16 protein-coding genes are annotated in these 17800 nt (G+C 41.0%); 12 read left to right on the forward strand and 4 right to left on the reverse strand.

What is annotated here, in order from left to right:
- The first annotated feature begins 4 nt into the window (after window positions 1–4).
- The 9 genes from murD (at window position 5) to lpxC (ending at window position 10530) form a co-directional block, all read left to right on the forward strand.
- Window positions 5–1399: a UDP-N-acetylmuramoyl-L-alanine--D-glutamate ligase gene (gene murD / locus H4J41_RS06265; protein WP_310649804.1), complete on the forward strand. Its 1395-nt coding sequence runs from the start codon at window positions 5–7 to the stop codon at window positions 1397–1399.
- Window positions 1399–2661 carry a cell division protein FtsW gene (gene ftsW / locus H4J41_RS06270; RefSeq protein ID WP_182136597.1) on the forward strand — a complete coding sequence of 421 codons (1263 nt, stop codon included), beginning with the start codon at window positions 1399–1401 and terminating at the stop codon, window positions 2659–2661. The genes murD and ftsW overlap by 1 nt, the downstream gene beginning before the upstream one ends.
- Window positions 2654–3760, forward strand: a complete 1107-nt coding sequence (gene murG / locus H4J41_RS06275; protein WP_182136596.1) for an undecaprenyldiphospho-muramoylpentapeptide beta-N-acetylglucosaminyltransferase — start codon at window positions 2654–2656, stop codon at window positions 3758–3760. The genes ftsW and murG overlap by 8 nt, the downstream gene beginning before the upstream one ends.
- Window positions 3761–3834: 74 nt before the next feature.
- Window positions 3835–5241, forward strand: coding sequence for a UDP-N-acetylmuramate--L-alanine ligase (gene murC / locus H4J41_RS06280; protein WP_220461005.1), 1407 nt, complete (start codon window positions 3835–3837; stop codon window positions 5239–5241).
- Window positions 5241–6176, forward strand: coding sequence for a D-alanine--D-alanine ligase (locus H4J41_RS06285; RefSeq protein WP_259364548.1), 936 nt, complete (start codon window positions 5241–5243; stop codon window positions 6174–6176). The genes murC and H4J41_RS06285 overlap by 1 nt, the downstream gene beginning before the upstream one ends.
- Window positions 6177–6179: 3 nt before the next feature.
- Window positions 6180–6959 (forward strand): cell division protein FtsQ/DivIB, encoded by a 780-nt coding sequence (locus H4J41_RS06290; RefSeq protein WP_182136594.1) that lies wholly within the window; start codon window positions 6180–6182, stop codon window positions 6957–6959.
- A 5-nt stretch (window positions 6960–6964) separates the two neighbouring features.
- On the forward strand, window positions 6965–8200 hold the full coding sequence (ftsA, locus tag H4J41_RS06295; RefSeq protein WP_182136593.1) for a cell division protein FtsA: 1236 nt from the start codon (window positions 6965–6967) through the stop codon (window positions 8198–8200).
- 112 nt (window positions 8201–8312) lie between these two features.
- Window positions 8313–9476 (forward strand): cell division protein FtsZ, encoded by a 1164-nt coding sequence (gene ftsZ / locus H4J41_RS06300; protein ID WP_182136713.1) that lies wholly within the window; start codon window positions 8313–8315, stop codon window positions 9474–9476.
- A 136-nt stretch (window positions 9477–9612) separates the two neighbouring features.
- Complete coding sequence (gene lpxC, locus H4J41_RS06305) at window positions 9613–10530, forward strand: UDP-3-O-acyl-N-acetylglucosamine deacetylase (RefSeq protein ID WP_182136592.1); 918 nt, start codon at window positions 9613–9615, stop codon at window positions 10528–10530.
- Window positions 10531–11191: 661 nt separating this feature from the next.
- Here lpxC and H4J41_RS06310 read toward each other — a convergent pair.
- Window positions 11192–11653 (reverse strand): DUF721 domain-containing protein, encoded by a 462-nt coding sequence (locus H4J41_RS06310; RefSeq protein WP_182136591.1) that lies wholly within the window; start codon window positions 11651–11653, stop codon window positions 11192–11194.
- 83 nt (window positions 11654–11736) lie between these two features.
- On the opposite strand from H4J41_RS06310, the gene H4J41_RS06315 reads away from it, so the two are divergent.
- Window positions 11737–12585, forward strand: a complete 849-nt coding sequence (locus H4J41_RS06315; RefSeq protein WP_259364544.1) for a M23 family metallopeptidase — start codon at window positions 11737–11739, stop codon at window positions 12583–12585.
- A 139-nt stretch (window positions 12586–12724) separates the two neighbouring features.
- Window positions 12725–15403 carry a preprotein translocase subunit SecA gene (secA, locus tag H4J41_RS06320; RefSeq protein ID WP_182136589.1) on the forward strand — a complete coding sequence of 893 codons (2679 nt, stop codon included), beginning with the start codon at window positions 12725–12727 and terminating at the stop codon, window positions 15401–15403.
- A gap of 4 nt (window positions 15404–15407) precedes the next feature.
- On the opposite strand, the gene H4J41_RS06325 is transcribed toward secA, so the two are convergent.
- Window positions 15408–15584 carry a hypothetical protein gene (locus H4J41_RS06325; protein ID WP_182136588.1) on the reverse strand — a complete coding sequence of 59 codons (177 nt, stop codon included), beginning with the start codon at window positions 15582–15584 and terminating at the stop codon, window positions 15408–15410.
- A gap of 311 nt (window positions 15585–15895) precedes the next feature.
- Between H4J41_RS06325 and mutT the strand changes: the two genes are divergently transcribed.
- Window positions 15896–16291 carry an 8-oxo-dGTP diphosphatase MutT gene (gene mutT / locus H4J41_RS06330; RefSeq protein WP_182136587.1) on the forward strand — a complete coding sequence of 132 codons (396 nt, stop codon included), beginning with the start codon at window positions 15896–15898 and terminating at the stop codon, window positions 16289–16291.
- 241 nt (window positions 16292–16532) lie between these two features.
- On the opposite strand, the gene yacG is transcribed toward mutT, so the two are convergent.
- A complete protein-coding gene (gene yacG / locus H4J41_RS06335) occupies window positions 16533–16769 on the reverse strand; it encodes a DNA gyrase inhibitor YacG (RefSeq protein WP_182136586.1) in 237 nt (78 codons plus the stop codon).
- A gap of 185 nt (window positions 16770–16954) precedes the next feature.
- Entirely contained in the window at window positions 16955–17704 is a 750-nt protein-coding gene (zapD, locus tag H4J41_RS06340) for a cell division protein ZapD (protein WP_182136585.1), read from the reverse strand.
- Window positions 17705–17800 lie beyond the last annotated feature (96 nt).

The following is a 17800-nucleotide window of genomic DNA, read 5'->3' on the forward strand; positions in this document are numbered from 1 at the left end:
ACGCGTGAATAAACAATTGCACCAGTCGGTAACGACGCAATTAGCCAATAAGCGAATCGTGATCTTAGGAATTGGGATCACGGGCTTGTCGTGCGCGCGCTTTTTACATCGCCATCAAATTTCTTTTGCTGTAAACGACAGCCGAGCAATGCCTATTTCTCCCGGTGATTTTAAACAGCAATTTGCTGATAATACCTTAGTGCTTGGCCATTGGGAGCAAGCATTAATAGCCCAAGCCGATATTTTGATTGTTAGCCCTGGCATTAATATGGCTGAGCCGGCTATTCGTAACGCCATGGCTGAAAATTGTGATGTTATTGGTGATATTGAATTGTTTTGCCGATTAAGTGATACGCCGATCTTAGCGGTGACTGGCTCCAATGGTAAATCTACCGTTGTTTCCATGTTAAATTATATTGGTAATGCCTTAGGTTACCGCGTGCAGTTAGGTGGCAATATTGGTTTGCCCGTACTGGATCAAATAGATCAAGAAGTTGCCGATTTTATTGTGTTAGAGCTATCAAGTTTTCAGCTTGAAACAGTAAGAAGTATGAAGGCATTGGCCGCCACCGTATTGAACTTAAGTGACGATCATTTAGATCGTCACAAAACCCTTGAAAATTATGGCGCAATCAAACAAAGCATTTATCAACACTGTACCTATGCGCTTTATAATCGTGATGACAAGGCTACTCTGCCTAAAGCCTGCTATGGCGATAGTCAGCGGTTAAGTTTTGGTAGCGACCCCGCACAAAATGGTGATTTTGGTCTTGCAGAGCATCAGGGTATCAGCCACTTAATGTTAGGTGAGCAGCCATTATGTTCTTTAGCTGAATTGCCATTACAAGGTCTTCATAATGCGTTAAATTATTTAGCCGTATTGGCGTTAGGAAAATGTGCCGGTTGGGATTTAAAAGCTATGTTGGCCAGTTTAATGACCTTTAAAGGCTTAGCACATCGTTGTGAAGTGATTGAAACAAACGATGGTATTCGTTGGATTAATGACTCAAAAGCCACCAATGTTGGCGCAACACTGGCCGCCATTGAAGGATTAGCGCCCACCTTATCCGCGAATAAACTGATTTTAATTGCCGGCGGTGATGGTAAAGGTGCTGATTTCTCTCCATTATCTCAAGCCTTAACTCAACACGTAGATTACTTGATCACGCTCGGCAAAGACGGACCTGCTATTACTGCGTTACGCTTACCAAGCCAAGCCGATAAAACCTCGCACGTTGATTCGCTAGCCGCAGCAGTAACACTGGCCAGAACACAGGCAAAGGCCGGCGATATGGTTTTACTCTCCCCCGCCTGTGCCAGTTTAGATATGTTTGCTAACTACGTTGAACGGGGCGTGGTATTTATCACCTCAGTATTAACGCATCAGGAGCAAAGGTAATGTCGCTATCCTTTGCTAATTTATCACAATGGGCCTTACCGCCATGGTTGCAAACCGATGAAAGAAGGGTAGAGACCTTTGACCGTAGCTACATAATACTTGCATTTAGTATGTATATCATAGGGTTAATTATGGTAGCAAGTTCATCAATGCCGATTGCTGAACGTTTATTTGACAACCCGTTTCATTTTATTGTCCGTCATATGATTTATATCATACTCAGTCTGGGTGTCGCCGCCTTTACTTTGCAAATACCTATGCATCGTTGGCATGAATACAGCAGTAAGTTGCTGCTAATCGCTGTTATTTTACTTGTGGTTGTTTTAGTTGTTGGCCGAAATGTGAATGGTGCTACCCGTTGGATTAGCGTTGGACCGATAACGGTACAAGCTGCAGAGCCGGCTAAACTTTTTTTCTTTTGTTATTTGTCTGCTTACTTAGTTAGGCGCCGTAATGAGGTAATGGAAAATATTAAAGGCTTTGCCAAGCCTTTAATGGTTTTTGGTCTATTAAGTGCCTTGTTATTAATGCAGCCTGATTTAGGCACCATTATTGTGATGTTTGTTACCACGTTTGGTTTGTTGTTTTTAGCCGGTGCAAAATTATGGCAGTTTATTGCTATCTCAGGTGTGGGTATTACTTTATTGACGATGTTAGCGTATTTCTCGCCTTATCGTTGGGCACGGGTAACCGGCTTTCTCGACCCATGGAAAGACCCTTTTGGTAGTGGTTATCAGTTAACTCAATCACTGATGGCTTATGGTCGCGGTGAAACATTTGGTCAAGGCCTAGGTAATAGCGTACAAAAATTAGAATACTTGCCTGAGGCACATACTGATTTTGTTATGGCTGTATTGGCAGAAGAGTTTGGTTTTATCGGTATTAGTGTTATTTTACTGTTAAGTATGACCTTGGTTTTTAAAGCTTTACTGCTAGGTCGAAAAGCGGTTAATCAAGAAAAGTATTTTGAAGGTTTTTTTGCCTATGCCATTGGTATCTGGTTTTGCTTTCAAGCAGCGGTTAATATCGGCGCGAGTGCAGGCGTAGTACCAACCAAAGGCTTAACAATGCCGCTGATTAGTTATGGTGGTAGTTCAATGATTATTATGACTCTTGCTGTAGTGATTTTGATTCGCATAGACCACGAAATTCGCTTGCAAAGTATTCAAGCCACTAGTCGCACGACTGGTGATCATAAAGACAGCAATAAGAAACCCAGAAAAGTGCATCAAACAAAAATTATTGAGAGCGAAAATGACTGAACAGACAAGTCATGAAGTAAAGCGCCCAACCCTGCTAGTGATGGCAGGTGGAACCGGTGGTCATATATTTCCAGGTATTGCGGTTGCACAAGCCCTAGTAAAACAAGGCTGGAACATCCATTGGCTTGGTACCGCTGAGCGTATGGAAGCGGAATTGGTACCAAAAAATGGTTTTCCCATTTCATTTATCAATATGTCTGGCGTACGTAATAAAAACTGGCAAACGTGGTTGAAAACACCGTTTAAAATTTTGCAATCTGTACTGCAGTCAATTCAAATACTGCGCAAGGTTAAGCCTGATGCGGTGCTTGGGATGGGCGGCTATGCCAGTGCACCGGGTGGTGTGGCAGCATGGTTATTAGGTATTCCCTTGGTATTACATGAACAAAATGCCGTTGCGGGCATGAGTAATCGCTTTCTGTCGTATCTAGCCACCAGAACGTTAAGTGCGTTTCCGGGCGCATTTAGCAATCGCGTCACCTCAAAGGTGGTTGGCAACCCATTGCGTAGCGAGATTATCGCTATTGAAACCGTGATGCCTGAAAAACCAGCCACCAGCAAAAAAGTATTAGTTGTGGGTGGCAGTTTAGGCGCGAAAATACTCAATGATGTTGTGCCACAAGCGATGAAGCAAATTAAAGTACAAAGTATTGATGTGTGGCATCAAACCGGTGGCGGCAATGAACAGTCAGTGTTAAAAAGTTATCAAGATTACGGTTTACCAGAAGAGAAGGTTAAGGTAACAGAGTTTATTGATGATATGGCAGCAGCCTATAAATGGGCTGACGTAGTGATTTGCCGAGCGGGCGCACTCACTGTGTCTGAATTAGCGATGGCAGCAAAACCCGCTATATTCGTACCTTTGCCGCATGCGGTTGATGATCATCAAACCAAGAACGCTATGTATTTGGTTAACTGTGGCGCGGCAAAGTTAATTGTTCAAAAAGAATTTAACGGCACCACACTAGGGCAAATGCTTAATAGTTTGTTTATATCCGACAAAGTGCTGCAGCAGATGTCTAAAGCTGCACACAACGCTGCCCATGCTGATGCCACTAACCTGGTAGCAACAGCTTGTATTGAGGTGGCAAAAACATGAGTAAAGCAATGACAACAGCAAGTAACAGCGATGCAAGATTACACAATACAACATCAAATAATGCCAGTAATAGGATGCCGGAAATGCGTCGGGTTAAAACCATCCACTTTGTTGGTATTGGTGGTGCGGGTATGGGTGGTATCGCTGAAGTTTTGCTAAATGAAGGCTATCAAATTACCGGTTCTGACATTGGTGAAAACCAAGTCGTTAAACGGCTAACATCCTTGGGTGCAAAAATCACCTTAGGTCATCATCAAGATAACGTAAACGATGCGAGTGTTATTGTGGTGTCAACAGCGATTAATGCTGAAAATCCAGAGCTACTTGCTGCACATCAACAACGTATTCCTGTAGTGCGTCGCGCTGAAATGTTGGCAGAGCTGATGCGTTTTCGCCACGGTATTGCCATTGCGGGAACACATGGTAAAACCACCACTACAAGTTTAATTGCCAGTATTTTTGCTCAGGCAAATTTAGACCCCACTTTTGTGATTGGTGGCTTACTTAATAGCGCGGGCACCAATGCGCGTTTAGGCAGTAGCCGTTATTTGATCGCAGAAGCGGATGAAAGCGATGCGTCTTTCTTACATCTACAACCTATGGTTTCTGTGATCACCAATATCGACGAAGACCATATGGAGACTTATCAAGGTGATTTTGAGAAACTTAAAGACACCTACATCGAGTTTCTCCACAACTTACCTTTTTATGGTTTAGCCGTGGTGTGTTTAGATAATCCAGCGGTGCGAGAAATATTACCACGTATTAGTCGTCAGGTTATTACCTATGGTTTTTGTCAAGATGCTGATGTAAGAGCCACGCAATATCAACAATCAGCCGGCGTTAGTTCATTTGTTGTTGAGCGCAAAGACCACGCACCCTTAGCCATTAGCGTTAATTTGCCAGGTGAGCACAATGTGTTAAACGCCTTAGCAGGTGTGGCCGTTGCTATTGATGAAGGTGTTGCCGATAACGCTATTCAGCAAGCTTTACAAAACTTTGCTGGTATTGGTCGACGCTTTGAACAATTAGCAACTTTACGCACTGAGCAAGGCGAAATGATGTTCATAGATGATTATGGTCATCACCCAACAGAAGTTAAAGCCACTATAGCGGCCATGCGAAATGGCTGGCCTGAAAAACGCCTGGTGATGGTATTTCAACCCCATCGCTATTCGCGTACTCGTGATCTTTATGAAGACTTTGTCGAAGTGTTATCTGAGGTAGATTGCTTATTTTTACTTGATGTTTATGGTGCGGGTGAAACGCCCATTGCCAATGCCGACAGTAAAAGTTTAGCGCGCAGTATTCGTCAACGCGGCCAAATTGAACCGATTTATGTCAGCGACAGTGACAAGTTAGCTGAATTATTGGCAGCGCAGTTACGTGACAACGACATGGTTATTACGCAAGGTGCTGGAAATATCGGTACTATTGCCAGTAATTTAGCGACAGATAAAAAATTAACGGTGGCACTATGATGAAGCCTTTAATCGAGCAAAAATTAGCCGTCTTATATGGTGGTACATCAGCAGAAAGAGCGATATCACTAAATTCTGGTAAAGCGGTTGCAAAAGGCTTAACCGAAGCCGGTTTTAATGTGCAATTAATTGATACCCAAAATTATTGCTTAAGTGATTTAGCAACACTGGATATTGACCGTGTTTTTATTGCCTTACATGGTCGTGGTGGCGAAGACGGTTGTGTGCAAGGTGCGCTGCAATATATGAATATACCTTACACCGGCTCTGATGTGCTTGGCTCTGCACTATCAATGGACAAAATTCGTAGTAAGCAAGTATTTCAAGCGATGAACTTACCTACGCCTGCCTTTGCCATTGTCAGTAAAACTGACTATCAAATGGGCGACGCGGCAAAAATTTCACAGCAGTTAGGCGCTGTTGTTATGGTTAAACCTGCCAATGAAGGCTCAAGTATTGGCATGTCAAAGGCAAATAATAGCGAAGAATTGCATCAAGCACTTATGGCCGCGTTTAACTACGACCAACAAGTATTAGTAGAAGCTTGGGTGCAAGGCCCTGAGTATACTGTCGCCATTCTGGGCCAAACACCTTTGCCAGTGATTCATATGGAAACGCCGCACGATTTTTATGACTACGATGCGAAATATAAATCAACTAGTACGCAATATCATTGTCCGTGTTCATTATCAGCAGATGATGAGGCAGAGGTACAAAATATCGCCTTGCGAGCTTTTAATGCCACCGGAGCAAAAGGTTGGGGCCGGGTAGATATTATGCGCAATGGCCAAAATCAATGGCAGATATTGGAAGTTAACACAGTACCTGGTATGACAGAAACGTCATTAGTACCCAAAGCCGCTAAAGTTCACGGCTTAAGCTTTAGTGAATTAGTGACAGAAATTGTCGCTATAAGCGCACAAGGGGCTTTGTAAAATATGGTTGCGGCAATAGACAAACAACTGCCTTTAAAGGAAGAAGTAGCAAACTTACACTGGTCATTTTGGCTAGGTGTTGCGTTTTTCGTTGCTGTTATTGTCGCTATATTATCCTTCGGTATTTTTCTGAACAAAAATTTAAGTTCAGAAGAGTCAGCGCCGGTTACCTCAATTGCGATTGCCGGTGAAATGCCATATACCACGCGTTTAGATATTGAACGTGCGATAGAACAAGTTAATTTAGGCAATTTTTTCAACTTAGATGTTAATGATGTTCAGCAAAAAGTGGCTAAGTTGCCATGGGTTTATTCCGTTTCAGTACGGAAAAAATGGCCTGATGAATTGAAAATTTATGTTGTTGACCAAAAACCTATTGCCCACTGGAATGGTGATTTTCTCCTTAACGCTAATGGCAAAGCGTTTCAGGCTGATGTGCAGCGTCTGGTCAAACAGTTACCAGCATTTTTTGGTCCAGAGGGCAGTGAACAAATAGCCTTAGAGAACTTTAGAAACTTGAACAAGCTATTAGATTTTAGCCAATTAGCCATTGATGAATTAGTACTAACTGAGCGTTTTGCTTGGCAGTTAATCTTAAATGATGGTGTCACCATTAATTTAGGACGTGATAATCGTGTAGAACGCATACAGCGTTTTATGGACATTTATCCAGAAATTAAATTGAATAAAAAGCAGGATCAACAAGTCGATTATGTTGATCTGAGATACGATACTGGTCTAGCCGTTGGTTGGAAAGCCGCGAATAATAAAGAAAGAGTTTAGCCTTAATGCCAAAAATAACTGAAAGAAATTTAGTGGTTGGATTAGATATTGGAACGTCAAAAATTTCAGTAGCCGTTGGTGAAATCACGCTTGACAACCAGCTGAGTATTGTTGGTGTTGGTAATCAACCGGCACGTGGTATGGATAAAGGTGGCGTTAATGATTTAAACCTAGTTATTCAGTCAATTCAACGGGCTATCAATGAAGCAGAATTGATGGCTGACTGCCATATTACCTCGGTATATTTGGGTATTTCTGGTAAGCATATTAGTTGTCAAAATGAGAACGGTATGGTGCCTATTAACGACAAAGAAGTTATGCAAGATGACGTTGATAACGTTATTCATACCGCCCGTTCAGTCCCTATTTCTGCAGAGCGTCGCATGCTACATGTTTTGCCACAAGAATATAGCATTGACTGTCAAGACGGCATTAAAAGCCCGATTGGTATGTCAGGTGTACGAATGGAAGCGAAAGTTCATATCGTGACTTGTGCCAATGACATGGCAAAAAATATTGTTAAATGTGTTGAACGTTGCGATTTAAAAGCGGATCAACTGATTTTTTCGGCGCTAGCTTCTAGTTATGCAATATTAACAGATGATGAAAAAGAGCTGGGTATTTGTATTGTTGACATGGGCGCCGGCACCATGGATATCGCGGTTTTTACCGGCGGAGCTTTACGCCATACCGCGGTAATTCCCGTAGCGGGCAACCAAGTGACTAGCGACATTGCAAAAATTTTCCGCACGCCATTAAGCCACGCGGAAGACATTAAAGTTCAGTATGCTTGCGCATTACGCCAAATGGTTAGTATGGAAGAAAACATTGAAGTCCCTAGTGTCGGTGGACGTCCTGCGCGGTCTATGTCACGTCATACATTAGCAGAAGTTGTTGAGCCTAGGTATCAGGAATTATTTGAACTGATCCAAGAAGAATTACGTGAATCTGGTTTAGAAGATCAAATTGCTGCAGGTTACGTGTTAACCGGTGGTACAGCCAAAATGGAAGGTGTGGTTGAATTTGCAGAAGAAGTGTTTCAAATGCCAGCACGCGTTGCCAAGCCTTTTGATGTTTGTGGATTGAAAGAGTATGTCAACGACCCCACATATTCAACGGTAGTTGGCTTGCTGCATTATGGTATGCAGGCGCATCAGCAAAAAAATAAAGAGCAAAAGAAAAGTGAATCAGTCAGGAGCATCGGCTCGAAAGTACTTGCTTGGTTTAAAGGTGAATTTTAATTAGCTGCTTTGGCGGCTAGTTAGACCCATGCCAATCATTTAATGGCATGGGTCTTAGAAAGTAAAAAGAGTTTTGGTGGAACAAAACGTAACAAAAATTGGAGATAATAAAATGTTTGAATTAATGGAAGATCATAACGAAGAAGCAATCATCAAAGTCATCGGTGTTGGTGGTGGTGGTGGCAATGCGGTAGAACATATGGTGTTACAAACCATAGAAGGTGTTGAATTTATCACCGCAAATACCGATTCACAAGCACTACGCAATTCGGGCGCTGATGTGACTTTGCAGCTAGGCCATAATGTTACTAAAGGTCTAGGCGCTGGCGCTAACCCTGAAATTGGTCGTCTTAGTGCAGAAGAAGACAGAGAAACTATCAAAGAAGCACTTAAAGGTGCAGATATGGTGTTTATCGCCGCAGGTATGGGCGGAGGTACAGGCACAGGCGCCGCGCCTGTGGTTGCTGAAATAGCGAAAGAAATGGGTATTTTGACCGTCGCGGTAGTGACTAAGCCATTTCCATTTGAAGGCAAAAAACGGATGAATTATGCCGATCAAGGCATTGAGTTTTTATCAAAAAGTGTTGATTCACTGATCACTATTCCTAATGAGAAACTATTAAAAGTATTAGGGCCTGGTACCAGTTTGTTAGATGCTTTTAAAGCAGCCAATGATGTTTTATTAGGCGCAGTTCAAGGTATTGCTGAACTTATTACTCGTCCGGGACTCATAAACGTTGATTTTGCCGATGTTAGAACCGTGATGTCTGAAATGGGCACAGCGATGATGGGCTCAGGTACAGCATCAGGTCCGGATCGTGCAGAAGAGGCAGCAGAAGCTGCAATTTCAAGTCCATTACTTGAAGACGTTGATTTGGCAGGAGCTCGCGGCATATTGGTTAATATTACAGCCGGTATGGATATTAGTATTGATGAGTTTGAAACTGTTGGTAATGCCGTTAAAGCCTTTTCTTCTGAAAACGCCACTGTGGTTGTTGGTGCAGTTATTGACCCGGAAATGACAGATGAACTACGAGTCACGGTTGTTGCCACGGGTATTGGTGCTGATCGCAAGCCTGATATTACGCTAGTTAACCCAACACCGATAGCAGAGCCACAAGTGGTTGGTGGTGATTATACACCAAGCGCGCAGCCAGAGTTATCGTCAAATCCGGTCACTATGCCAGAAGCAAATGCTCAAGCGCAAAGAGTAACAGCAACAGAGCTTGATGATTATTTAGATATTCCAGCATTTTTACGCAAACAAGCAGATTAATACGTGTTAGTGAAGCTAATTGAATACTGCTAAAAATTTGGAATTTTGATTTTGTTAGGCTTTTTTGATATATTACGTCTCCGCATATTCAGTGGCGGCTAATTGATACAAAAATATAGGCTTAAGAAGGCTATTTATGATTAAACAACGTACGTTAAAAGAAAGTGTCTCTGCTATTGGTGTAGGGCTACATAAAGGTGAAAAGGTGCAGATTACTCTCCGTCCTGCACCCGCTAACACCGGTATTATTTTTCGCCGAGTTGATTTAGATCCCGTTGTCGATATCCCCGCGACACCGGAAGCTGTGGGCGAAACTACCTTATGTACGTGTTTAGTGAATGAGCAAGGTGTTCAGATTTCCACCGTCGAACACTTGCTTTCTGCTGTTGCAGGCTTAGGTATTGACAACCTTATTGTTGAGGTTGACTCATCTGAAATTCCAATTATGGATGGCAGTGCTTTACCCTTTGTTTACTTAATTCAGTCGGTTGGCATTGAAACGTTAAATGTTGCTAAACGTTTTTTACGTATTACAAAAGCAATACGTGTTGAAGAAGGCGATAAATGGGCAGAACTAAAGCCTTATGAAGGCTTTCGAGTCAATTTTGCGATTGAATTTGAACACCCTGTGATTGTAAATACTTGTCAATCGATGAGTATGGACCTTTCAAGCTGTTCATTTATCAAAGAAATTAGTCGTGCGCGTACTTTTGGCTTTATGAAAGATATTGAGTTTTTACGCTCTCATAATTTAGCCTTGGGTGGCAGCTTAGAAAATGCCATCGTGCTAGACGAATACCGTATGCTTAATAAAGATGACCTGCGCTATGACGACGAATTTGTAAAACATAAAATTCTTGATGCCATTGGCGACTTGTATATGGGTGGTGTGAGTATTTTAGGTGAACTTAATGCCTTTAAATCTGGCCATGCTCTCAATAACATGTTGTTACGCGAAGTATTTAAACAAGTTGATTGTTTTGAATGGGTTACGTACGAAGATACGATTGAATCACCTATTGAATTTCAAGAGATTAATGCGGCTGCTTTTTAATACTGCCGTTTAATCGCAAAGTCCCATAAATTAAACCAGTCAATGTACTGGTTTTTTTATGTTCAGATGTTCATAGCCATCTCGGTAATTACTTCTGCATCACTCTACTGACTTACATCCGTGTAAGAACCTAGCTCCACAACGTTAGTGCCGCCATTCACGTCGATGAAGGGTATGTCGCGTTGACATATCTGTGAAGGAGGCATAGATATGGCTAAATTTTACCAGTCTGACGACATAAATGCTGAGCTATAAATAGCTTTGATTTTTTAGCTGACAATGGCAACTAAAAGAAAGCTGCTTTTACTTTACTGCTTTTACTTTAATGCTTTGTTGGATTTTTGAACATTAGGTTATGTGTTCGCTGAACGGTTGACGGACTAAAGTCTGACCTACAAAACCTCACTCAAGACTACAATATCACCTACAAGATTCAAAATACCGAGTAGTCGTTCGTAGTCTCAATCTAGGCTGGACGTTAATCCCTCGGCTTGATGTCTTAACGGTGGCAGTTGAACAGCCAATATTAATGAATATTGCACAAAGAAATATAACCTTTATTGCTTTTATCAGTGTAACTGCTGCAATAAGCTATGGCTAAAGTACATTCCTAAAAGTGATGGATAAGCCTAAGAGTGATGAGTAAGTTGCGTATATCAAACTATTTATTAGCGTGTGCAGCCAGTTTTTCGAGTTTTTTACGTAAACTCTCGGGCGCAGTTGCCGCTATTTTTAATAAATCTGCGGCAGTAGCAGCTGAAATTGTTGAGTTAATAGCGTTGGGGATAACCGTTTTTTCGAGCACTTTATGTCGAAAAGGCGTGATCTTTATCTCTATTTGATTAAACTCATTGTTGGTCACTTGGGCTAATTCACGACAAATATTCATTCTTTCAAATTGTAAACGTTGGCTCCAAACAGCTGATTTTACCTCAATAATAATAGCATTGGCTTTGAAATTGGCTATTTTGAAGACATCGGCTGGTAGGTCGGGGCAAATTTGGCGTACAATGTCCGACAATAAGGTTAAAGAGTTGGTTTTTGCGGCTATTTGTGCCAAAGTGCCTGACGTTGAATTAAACAGCGCTGACATGTCTGTGGGGATTCTAGATTTTCGTGCCATAAGTCAGCTCTGAACAAACGATAAATGATAAATGATATATGAGTTTAACATTACTATACCGTGGAAAGAACGTTAGATTTTCAATGAAGCTAAATAAGCTGCATTGGTTATCTGCTCTCGTTGTCTTTGCCTTGGTTTCTGGCCTCATTGTGCATTTAATTGCTTCAGCAGATGACGTACCACAAAATCCGGCTTATCTCCTGTCAAGTTTACCCACTATTGATAACCTTAAAGTCAACAGCCAAGTAACCGCAGTAACCATGAAATTGGCCGAATTACAAAGCCAAGTGTTGAGGTTAAATGCTTTAGGCGATCGCTTAGCAGAAGAAGCTAGCATTCCAGACAATGAGTTTAATTTTCAACAAGCGCCGCCTAGCGGTGGCCCAATGTATCAGGCCGATAGTGTTAAGCAAAAAAGTTTAGCCGAATTGAGCCAAGGTATAGATACATTGGCAGAAACACTCGAACATGAAGAAAAACAATTAAAAATGCTTGAATCTGTTAGTTTTGGACACCATATAGAGAATACTCGGTATTTATCTGGTCGACCAATTACTAAGGGTTGGTTGTCATCGTATTTCGGATTACGTAAAGACCCTTTTAATGGTAAACCTGCCATGCATAAAGGTGTTGATTTTGCGGGCAGTGAAAATGATGACATTATTGCCACGGCATCAGGTGTGGTAAGTTGGGCGAGTTCTCGTTACGGTTATGGTAATTTAATTGAGATTAATCATGGTGATGGTTTAAAAACTCGCTACGGTCATAATAAAACCATAGCAGTATCAGTTGGTGATGTAGTTAACAAAGGTCAAGTTATTGCGAAAATGGGCAGTACAGGGCGCTCGACAGGGCCGCACGTACACTACGAAATTTTACGTAATAACCGACAAATAGATCCAAGAAAATATGTTTATCGCAAAGCAAAATAATGCAAAATAATAACTTTTGCTCTAATTTCAGTTGTTTAAAATAGAACTGGCATTACAATACTAAGCAAGTTTATGTGATCGGCTCAACCGATCATTTTATTTTCAGTTGAAGATATTCTTCTCAATATGGTTTAACACGATGTTTGTAAATATAATGACAAAACTGTTTGGTAGTCGAAATGATCGATTGCTTAAACAAATGCAGAAAGAAGTAAGTAAGATTAATGCCCTAGAGCCGGTTTTTGAGGCACTCAGTGATGAAGAACTAAAAGCAAAAACACCTGAGTTTAAAGAACGTATTGCACAAGGCGAAGAGCTTGACGCTCTTCTTCCTGAAGCTTTTGCGGTAGTACGCGAAGCGAGTAAACGGGTATTTGGTATGCGTCATTTTGACGTGCAAATGATCGGCGGCATGGTGCTCAATTCTGGTAAAATAGCGGAAATGCGTACCGGTGAAGGTAAAACACTTACCGCCACCTTACCGTCTTATTTAAATGCACTAACCGGTAAAGGTGTGCATGTAATTACGGTCAATGACTATCTTGCTAAGCGAGATGGCGATTGGAATCGGGCATTATTTGAATTTTTAGGTATGACTGTTGGTTGTAATGTCGCCGGTATGGCACCAGAAGATAAGCAAGCCGCTTATAATTCGGATGTTACTTACGGTACTAACAACGAATTCGGCTTTGATTATCTGCGTGATAACATGGCTTTTTCGCCAGAAGAGCGGACACAAAAACCGTTAAACTTTGCGGTTATCGATGAAGTTGACTCGATATTAATTGATGAAGCACGTACACCGCTCATTATTTCTGGCCAAGCAGAAGACAGCTCAGCGCTTTATCGTAATATCAACCTCGTTGTACCCACACTAGTACAACAGGAAGAAGAAGATAAAGAAGGTGAAGAAAGCACCGGTGACTTCACTATCGATGAAAAAGCCAAGCAAATTTATTTAACCGAGCTTGGTCAAATTCATATCGAAGAAATCATGCTCGAAAAAGGTTTGATGCAGCAAGGAGACTCACTTTTCTCAGCAGCAAACATTACCTTATTACATCATGTTATGGCCGCGTTACGCGCACATAAGCTATTTCAAAAAGACGTAGATTACATCGTAAAAGACGGCGAAATTGTTATTGTTGACGAGCATACCGGACGTACAATGGAAGGTCGTCGTTGGTCAGAAGGTTTACATCAAGCTGTTGAAGCAAAAGAAGGTGTAGATATTCAAAACGAAAATCAAACACTGGCGTCAATTACCTTCCAAAACTTTTTCCGCATTTACAATAAACTGTCAGGAATGACAGGTACTGCCGACACTGAAGCGTTTGAGTTTAATCATATTTATGCTTTAGAAACCGTAGTTATCCCAACAAACCAGCCAATGGTACGTAAAGATTTACCTGATTTAATTTACTTAACAGGTGAAGAAAAGTTTGAAGCCATTTTAGAAGATATTAAAGATTGTGTTAAGCGTGGCCAACCAGTGTTGGTGGGTACCATCAGTATTGAAACTTCAGAGTTTTTGTCGTCATTCTTAAAGAAAGAAAAAATTAAGCACAAAGTACTTAACGCTAAGTTTCATCAACAAGAAGCTGAAATTGTTGCTGATGCCGGGAAAATTTCCGCCGTGACTATTGCCACTAACATGGCGGGTCGTGGTACCGATATAGTACTAGGTGGTAACTTAACCACTACGCTTGAAAAGCTAAATAATCCCAGTGAAGAGAAAATTGCTGAAGTTAAAGCGGCTTGGCAAGTAGAGCATGACAAAGTATTAGCCGCCGGTGGTTTACACATTGTTGCGACAGAACGTCATGAATCTCGTCGTATTGATAACCAATTGCGTGGTCGTTCGGGTCGCCAAGGTGATGCGGGTTCAACACGTTTTTACCTGTCAATGGAAGATAGTTTGATGCGAATTTTTGCTTCAGAGCGTATCGGCAACATGATGCGTAAACTTGGCATGGAGCACGGCGAAGCTATTGAACACCCTTGGGTAACTAAGAGCATTGAAAACGCACAGCGTAAAGTTGAAGGTCGTAACTTTGACATTCGTAAGCAATTACTTGAATTTGATGATGTTTCAAATGATCAACGTAAAGTTATTTACGAACAACGTAATGAATTAATGGATGAAGCGGATATTGCTGACGTGATTACCGCTATCCGTGCTGACGTGGTTAATGGCCTAATTGGCCAACATATTCCGCCACAATCGTTAGAAGAAATGTGGGATATTACTGGCTTAGAAGAGCGCTTTAAAGGCGAACTTACGCTTGAACTACCTATTGCAAAATGGCTAGAAGAAGACAGTAATTTGCATGAAGACACTTTACGTGAAAAAATCTTAGATACAGTTGATGCCAGTTATGCAGCCAAAGAAGAAATGGTGGGTGCTGAGGTTTTACGTCAATTTGAAAAAGCTGTTATGTTACAAAGCTTAGACTCGCATTGGAAAGAGCACCTAGCGGCGATGGATCATTTACGTCAAGGTATTCATTTACGTGGTTACGCGCAAAAGAACCCGAAACAAGAATTTAAACGTGAGTCGTTTGAATTGTTTGCTGAGTTGCTTGATAACTTAAAATACGACGTTATTGGTATCTTAAGTAAGGTACAAATCAGAGCAGAATCTGATGTTGAAGCCGTTGAAGAGCAACATAGAAAAGCCGATGAATTGCCCAAAGAGTTTAAGCATGAATCAGCTTCAGCGCCAGAACAAGCAACCTTGCCACGTGTGGGTCGAAATGAACCTTGCCCATGTAACTCAGGTAAGAAATATAAGCAGTGCCATGGTAAATTAACCTAAGCACTCAACAAGTAAATTGTTGATAAATGCCAGTCACTTGACTGGCATTTTTATTTTCAGGATCAGGGTGTGTCACAATCACATGGCCGTTACTACCGATCCATAGCTGCACGGCATTAGTGTATGCTTGCACGCCAGGTGAAAGAGTGACAATGTGCAGACATGCTAATTTTTGAGGCATGGTTGTTTTGTGTTTCAATGCAGTTGAAATAGCCTGTAGTTTAATGGACTAAAGTGCAGCTGATAGGATCTACGGGTAGTATGCGGTGTAGGGCCGTTTTTTTGTAGGTCGGACTTCAGTCCGTCAACTATTAAGCTGGCGATCAACATGATTTGCTAGCAAGTATCTGCAGCGGGTATAATCTTTTATACACGTTTGATTAATTAAATGAGCTAGTTTTTACTTCAGCGCATTAAAAATGCGCAGATAATAAATTAACCTAGTATTAGATAAGTATTAGATAAGTACTAGATAGGTATTTAGGATAAATAATGACAAAAATTGTGCATGTGGCGGTTGGGGTGATCAAGCAAGACCATAAGTTTTTTCTCACTAAACGATTAGCTGATAGTCATCAGGGTGGCAAGTGGGAATTTCCTGGTGGCAAAGTCGAAGAAAATGAAACTGTTCATCAAGCGCTTCACAGAGAGCTAAAAGAAGAAGTCGCCATTGAAACCCTGACGTGTACACCATTAATGCAAATCAGCCATGATTACGGCGATAAAAAAGTGTTACTAGACGTATTTGTTGTTGATAACTTTAACGGCCAAGCAAAAGCTTTAGAAGGGCAGCAATCAGGTTGGTTTAGTTTAGCCGAGTTCGCTACTTTAAACTTTCCGGCGGCTAATCAAGCCATTATTGAAAAGCTGATAAAAAATTATCAATAATATTTTATCGCTGATCCACTCTAACAATAGCGGCACTATTAGCATTAACATTAACTCCGCTTATGTTAAGTAGGCCATATATACTAAGTTGATTAATGACCTGTGCATTATTAATAGTTAAAATGCAAAGCTACGGCGTTATAAATTTTATAAGGTGAATAACGCCTTATTAAATTTTATGCCTGGTATCTATCCATTTTTCCAGATAAAAAAGGGGATCACTTAATTAATCAAATGGCTATTACTCAGGTTCAACAAAGAATTTGTTATGTTGTAAAAATTCGGCTTCTAAAGCATCGAGCATCTCTTCATTTAACTCAACAGCACCTTGCACGGGTTGGCTAATTTTATGATTCTCGTCAGCCCAATCACCAATATCAATTAACTGGCAACGTTTACAACAAAATGGGCGATATTGACTTTCTTCTTGCCAAATTACTTCTTTTTTACAAGTGGGACAAGCTACTTTTAGTGTCATAAGAATTACTACTAACTTAAAATTGTTATGTCATTATAAGAGAATTTTACTTAAGCGGCTAGGGGAAGCGATAAGCTTTCAGTTTTAAGCTGTCAGTTAAAAGCTAGCAGCTTAAAACTAACAACTATGTCGATACTGATAGCTGACAGCTTAAAACTATTAACTAATCACTCTATTAACTCTGTTTATTTACACCGAGCCAACTGAAAGTGGGTTGTTTGCTTGGCGTATTTACGGCCGCTTTCATTGCAGGGCATCATAAAGCGTATTGAGTAGCGAAAACGGTTACCACTAATGATGGGATAAAAAGGTAGATGATCCGCAATCTTGATACGTAATAATATTAACCCTTCGCCATTGTCTTGGTAAAAGCCACTATCGGTTGTTACTTCCTTGAACTGCGTCCGTTGACGAACAAACTTTAGCACCAGTGATAAAGCAGAACTAATTTGTGCCAGTAACGACAGCCAATGGCGGCATTGTGCTTCAACTTCAGCGCTTGGTTGGCTTAACCAAAACTGTAATTGTGGTAGATCAAAGCGCGAACTGCCGCCCTGAATCGCGAAACGCTGCTTTAACGCCATCAAAAATTTATCATCTTTGAATTGCAGCCACTTAGGGCTAGGGACTTTTAGTTGGCTGGAGAGGGCAACCGTTTGTTTTAAGTTATCTTCGAGCGCGGCGCTATTAATATCTGGAATTTGTGACCAAAGCACTAAATTTTGTTCTAGTTTTTCTAAGTCTTTAATCAAGTCACCACGTATATCATTACGATCAACGGTATCTAAAATGGCAAATAAAGCATTAAAAAACACACTGTGACTAGTGGCCATATTGTATTGTAAGCAGTCAGAAGCTTGGACAAATAATTGCTCAAGTTTTAAATAATTACGAATACGCTCATTGAGCGGATGTTCATACAGTATAGCGGTCATTAATTAGAAACTTTTTTTGAAAATGAGTGAGTGATGTCTTTATAGTACGCACAGCTTGGTAAAATGGCGAATTTTTTTATCAAAAACACTGCCCAA

The sequence above is a fragment of the Colwellia sp. MB3u-45 genome, from assembly GCF_014077005.1.
Taxonomy (GTDB): Bacteria; Pseudomonadota; Gammaproteobacteria; order Enterobacterales; family Alteromonadaceae; genus Cognaticolwellia.

What these genes read in the sequence shown, in the direction of transcription:
- ftsW (WP_182136597.1), top strand. Translation starts at nt 1,399, where the DNA reads ATGTCGCTATCCTTTGCTAATTTATCACAATGGGCCTTACCGCCATGG.
- murG (WP_182136596.1), top strand. Translation starts at nt 2,654, where the DNA reads ATGACTGAACAGACAAGTCATGAAGTAAAGCGCCCAACCCTGCTAGTG.
- murC (WP_220461005.1), top strand. Translation starts at nt 3,835, where the DNA reads ATGCCGGAAATGCGTCGGGTTAAAACCATCCACTTTGTTGGTATTGGT.
- H4J41_RS06285 (WP_259364548.1), top strand. Translation starts at nt 5,241, where the DNA reads ATGAAGCCTTTAATCGAGCAAAAATTAGCCGTCTTATATGGTGGTACA.
- H4J41_RS06290 (WP_182136594.1), top strand. Translation starts at nt 6,180, where the DNA reads ATGGTTGCGGCAATAGACAAACAACTGCCTTTAAAGGAAGAAGTAGCA.
- ftsA (WP_182136593.1), top strand. Translation starts at nt 6,965, where the DNA reads ATGCCAAAAATAACTGAAAGAAATTTAGTGGTTGGATTAGATATTGGA.
- ftsZ (WP_182136713.1), top strand. Translation starts at nt 8,313, where the DNA reads ATGTTTGAATTAATGGAAGATCATAACGAAGAAGCAATCATCAAAGTC.
- lpxC (WP_182136592.1), top strand. Translation starts at nt 9,613, where the DNA reads ATGATTAAACAACGTACGTTAAAAGAAAGTGTCTCTGCTATTGGTGTA.
- H4J41_RS06310 (WP_182136591.1), bottom strand. Translation starts at nt 11,653, where the DNA reads ATGGCACGAAAATCTAGAATCCCCACAGACATGTCAGCGCTGTTTAAT.
- H4J41_RS06315 (WP_259364544.1), top strand. Translation starts at nt 11,737, where the DNA reads ATGAAGCTAAATAAGCTGCATTGGTTATCTGCTCTCGTTGTCTTTGCC.
- secA (WP_182136589.1), top strand. Translation starts at nt 12,725, where the DNA reads ATGTTTGTAAATATAATGACAAAACTGTTTGGTAGTCGAAATGATCGA.
- H4J41_RS06325 (WP_182136588.1), bottom strand. Translation starts at nt 15,584, where the DNA reads ATGCCTCAAAAATTAGCATGTCTGCACATTGTCACTCTTTCACCTGGC.
- mutT (WP_182136587.1), top strand. Translation starts at nt 15,896, where the DNA reads ATGACAAAAATTGTGCATGTGGCGGTTGGGGTGATCAAGCAAGACCAT.
- yacG (WP_182136586.1), bottom strand. Translation starts at nt 16,769, where the DNA reads ATGACACTAAAAGTAGCTTGTCCCACTTGTAAAAAAGAAGTAATTTGG.
- zapD (WP_182136585.1), bottom strand. Translation starts at nt 17,704, where the DNA reads ATGACCGCTATACTGTATGAACATCCGCTCAATGAGCGTATTCGTAAT.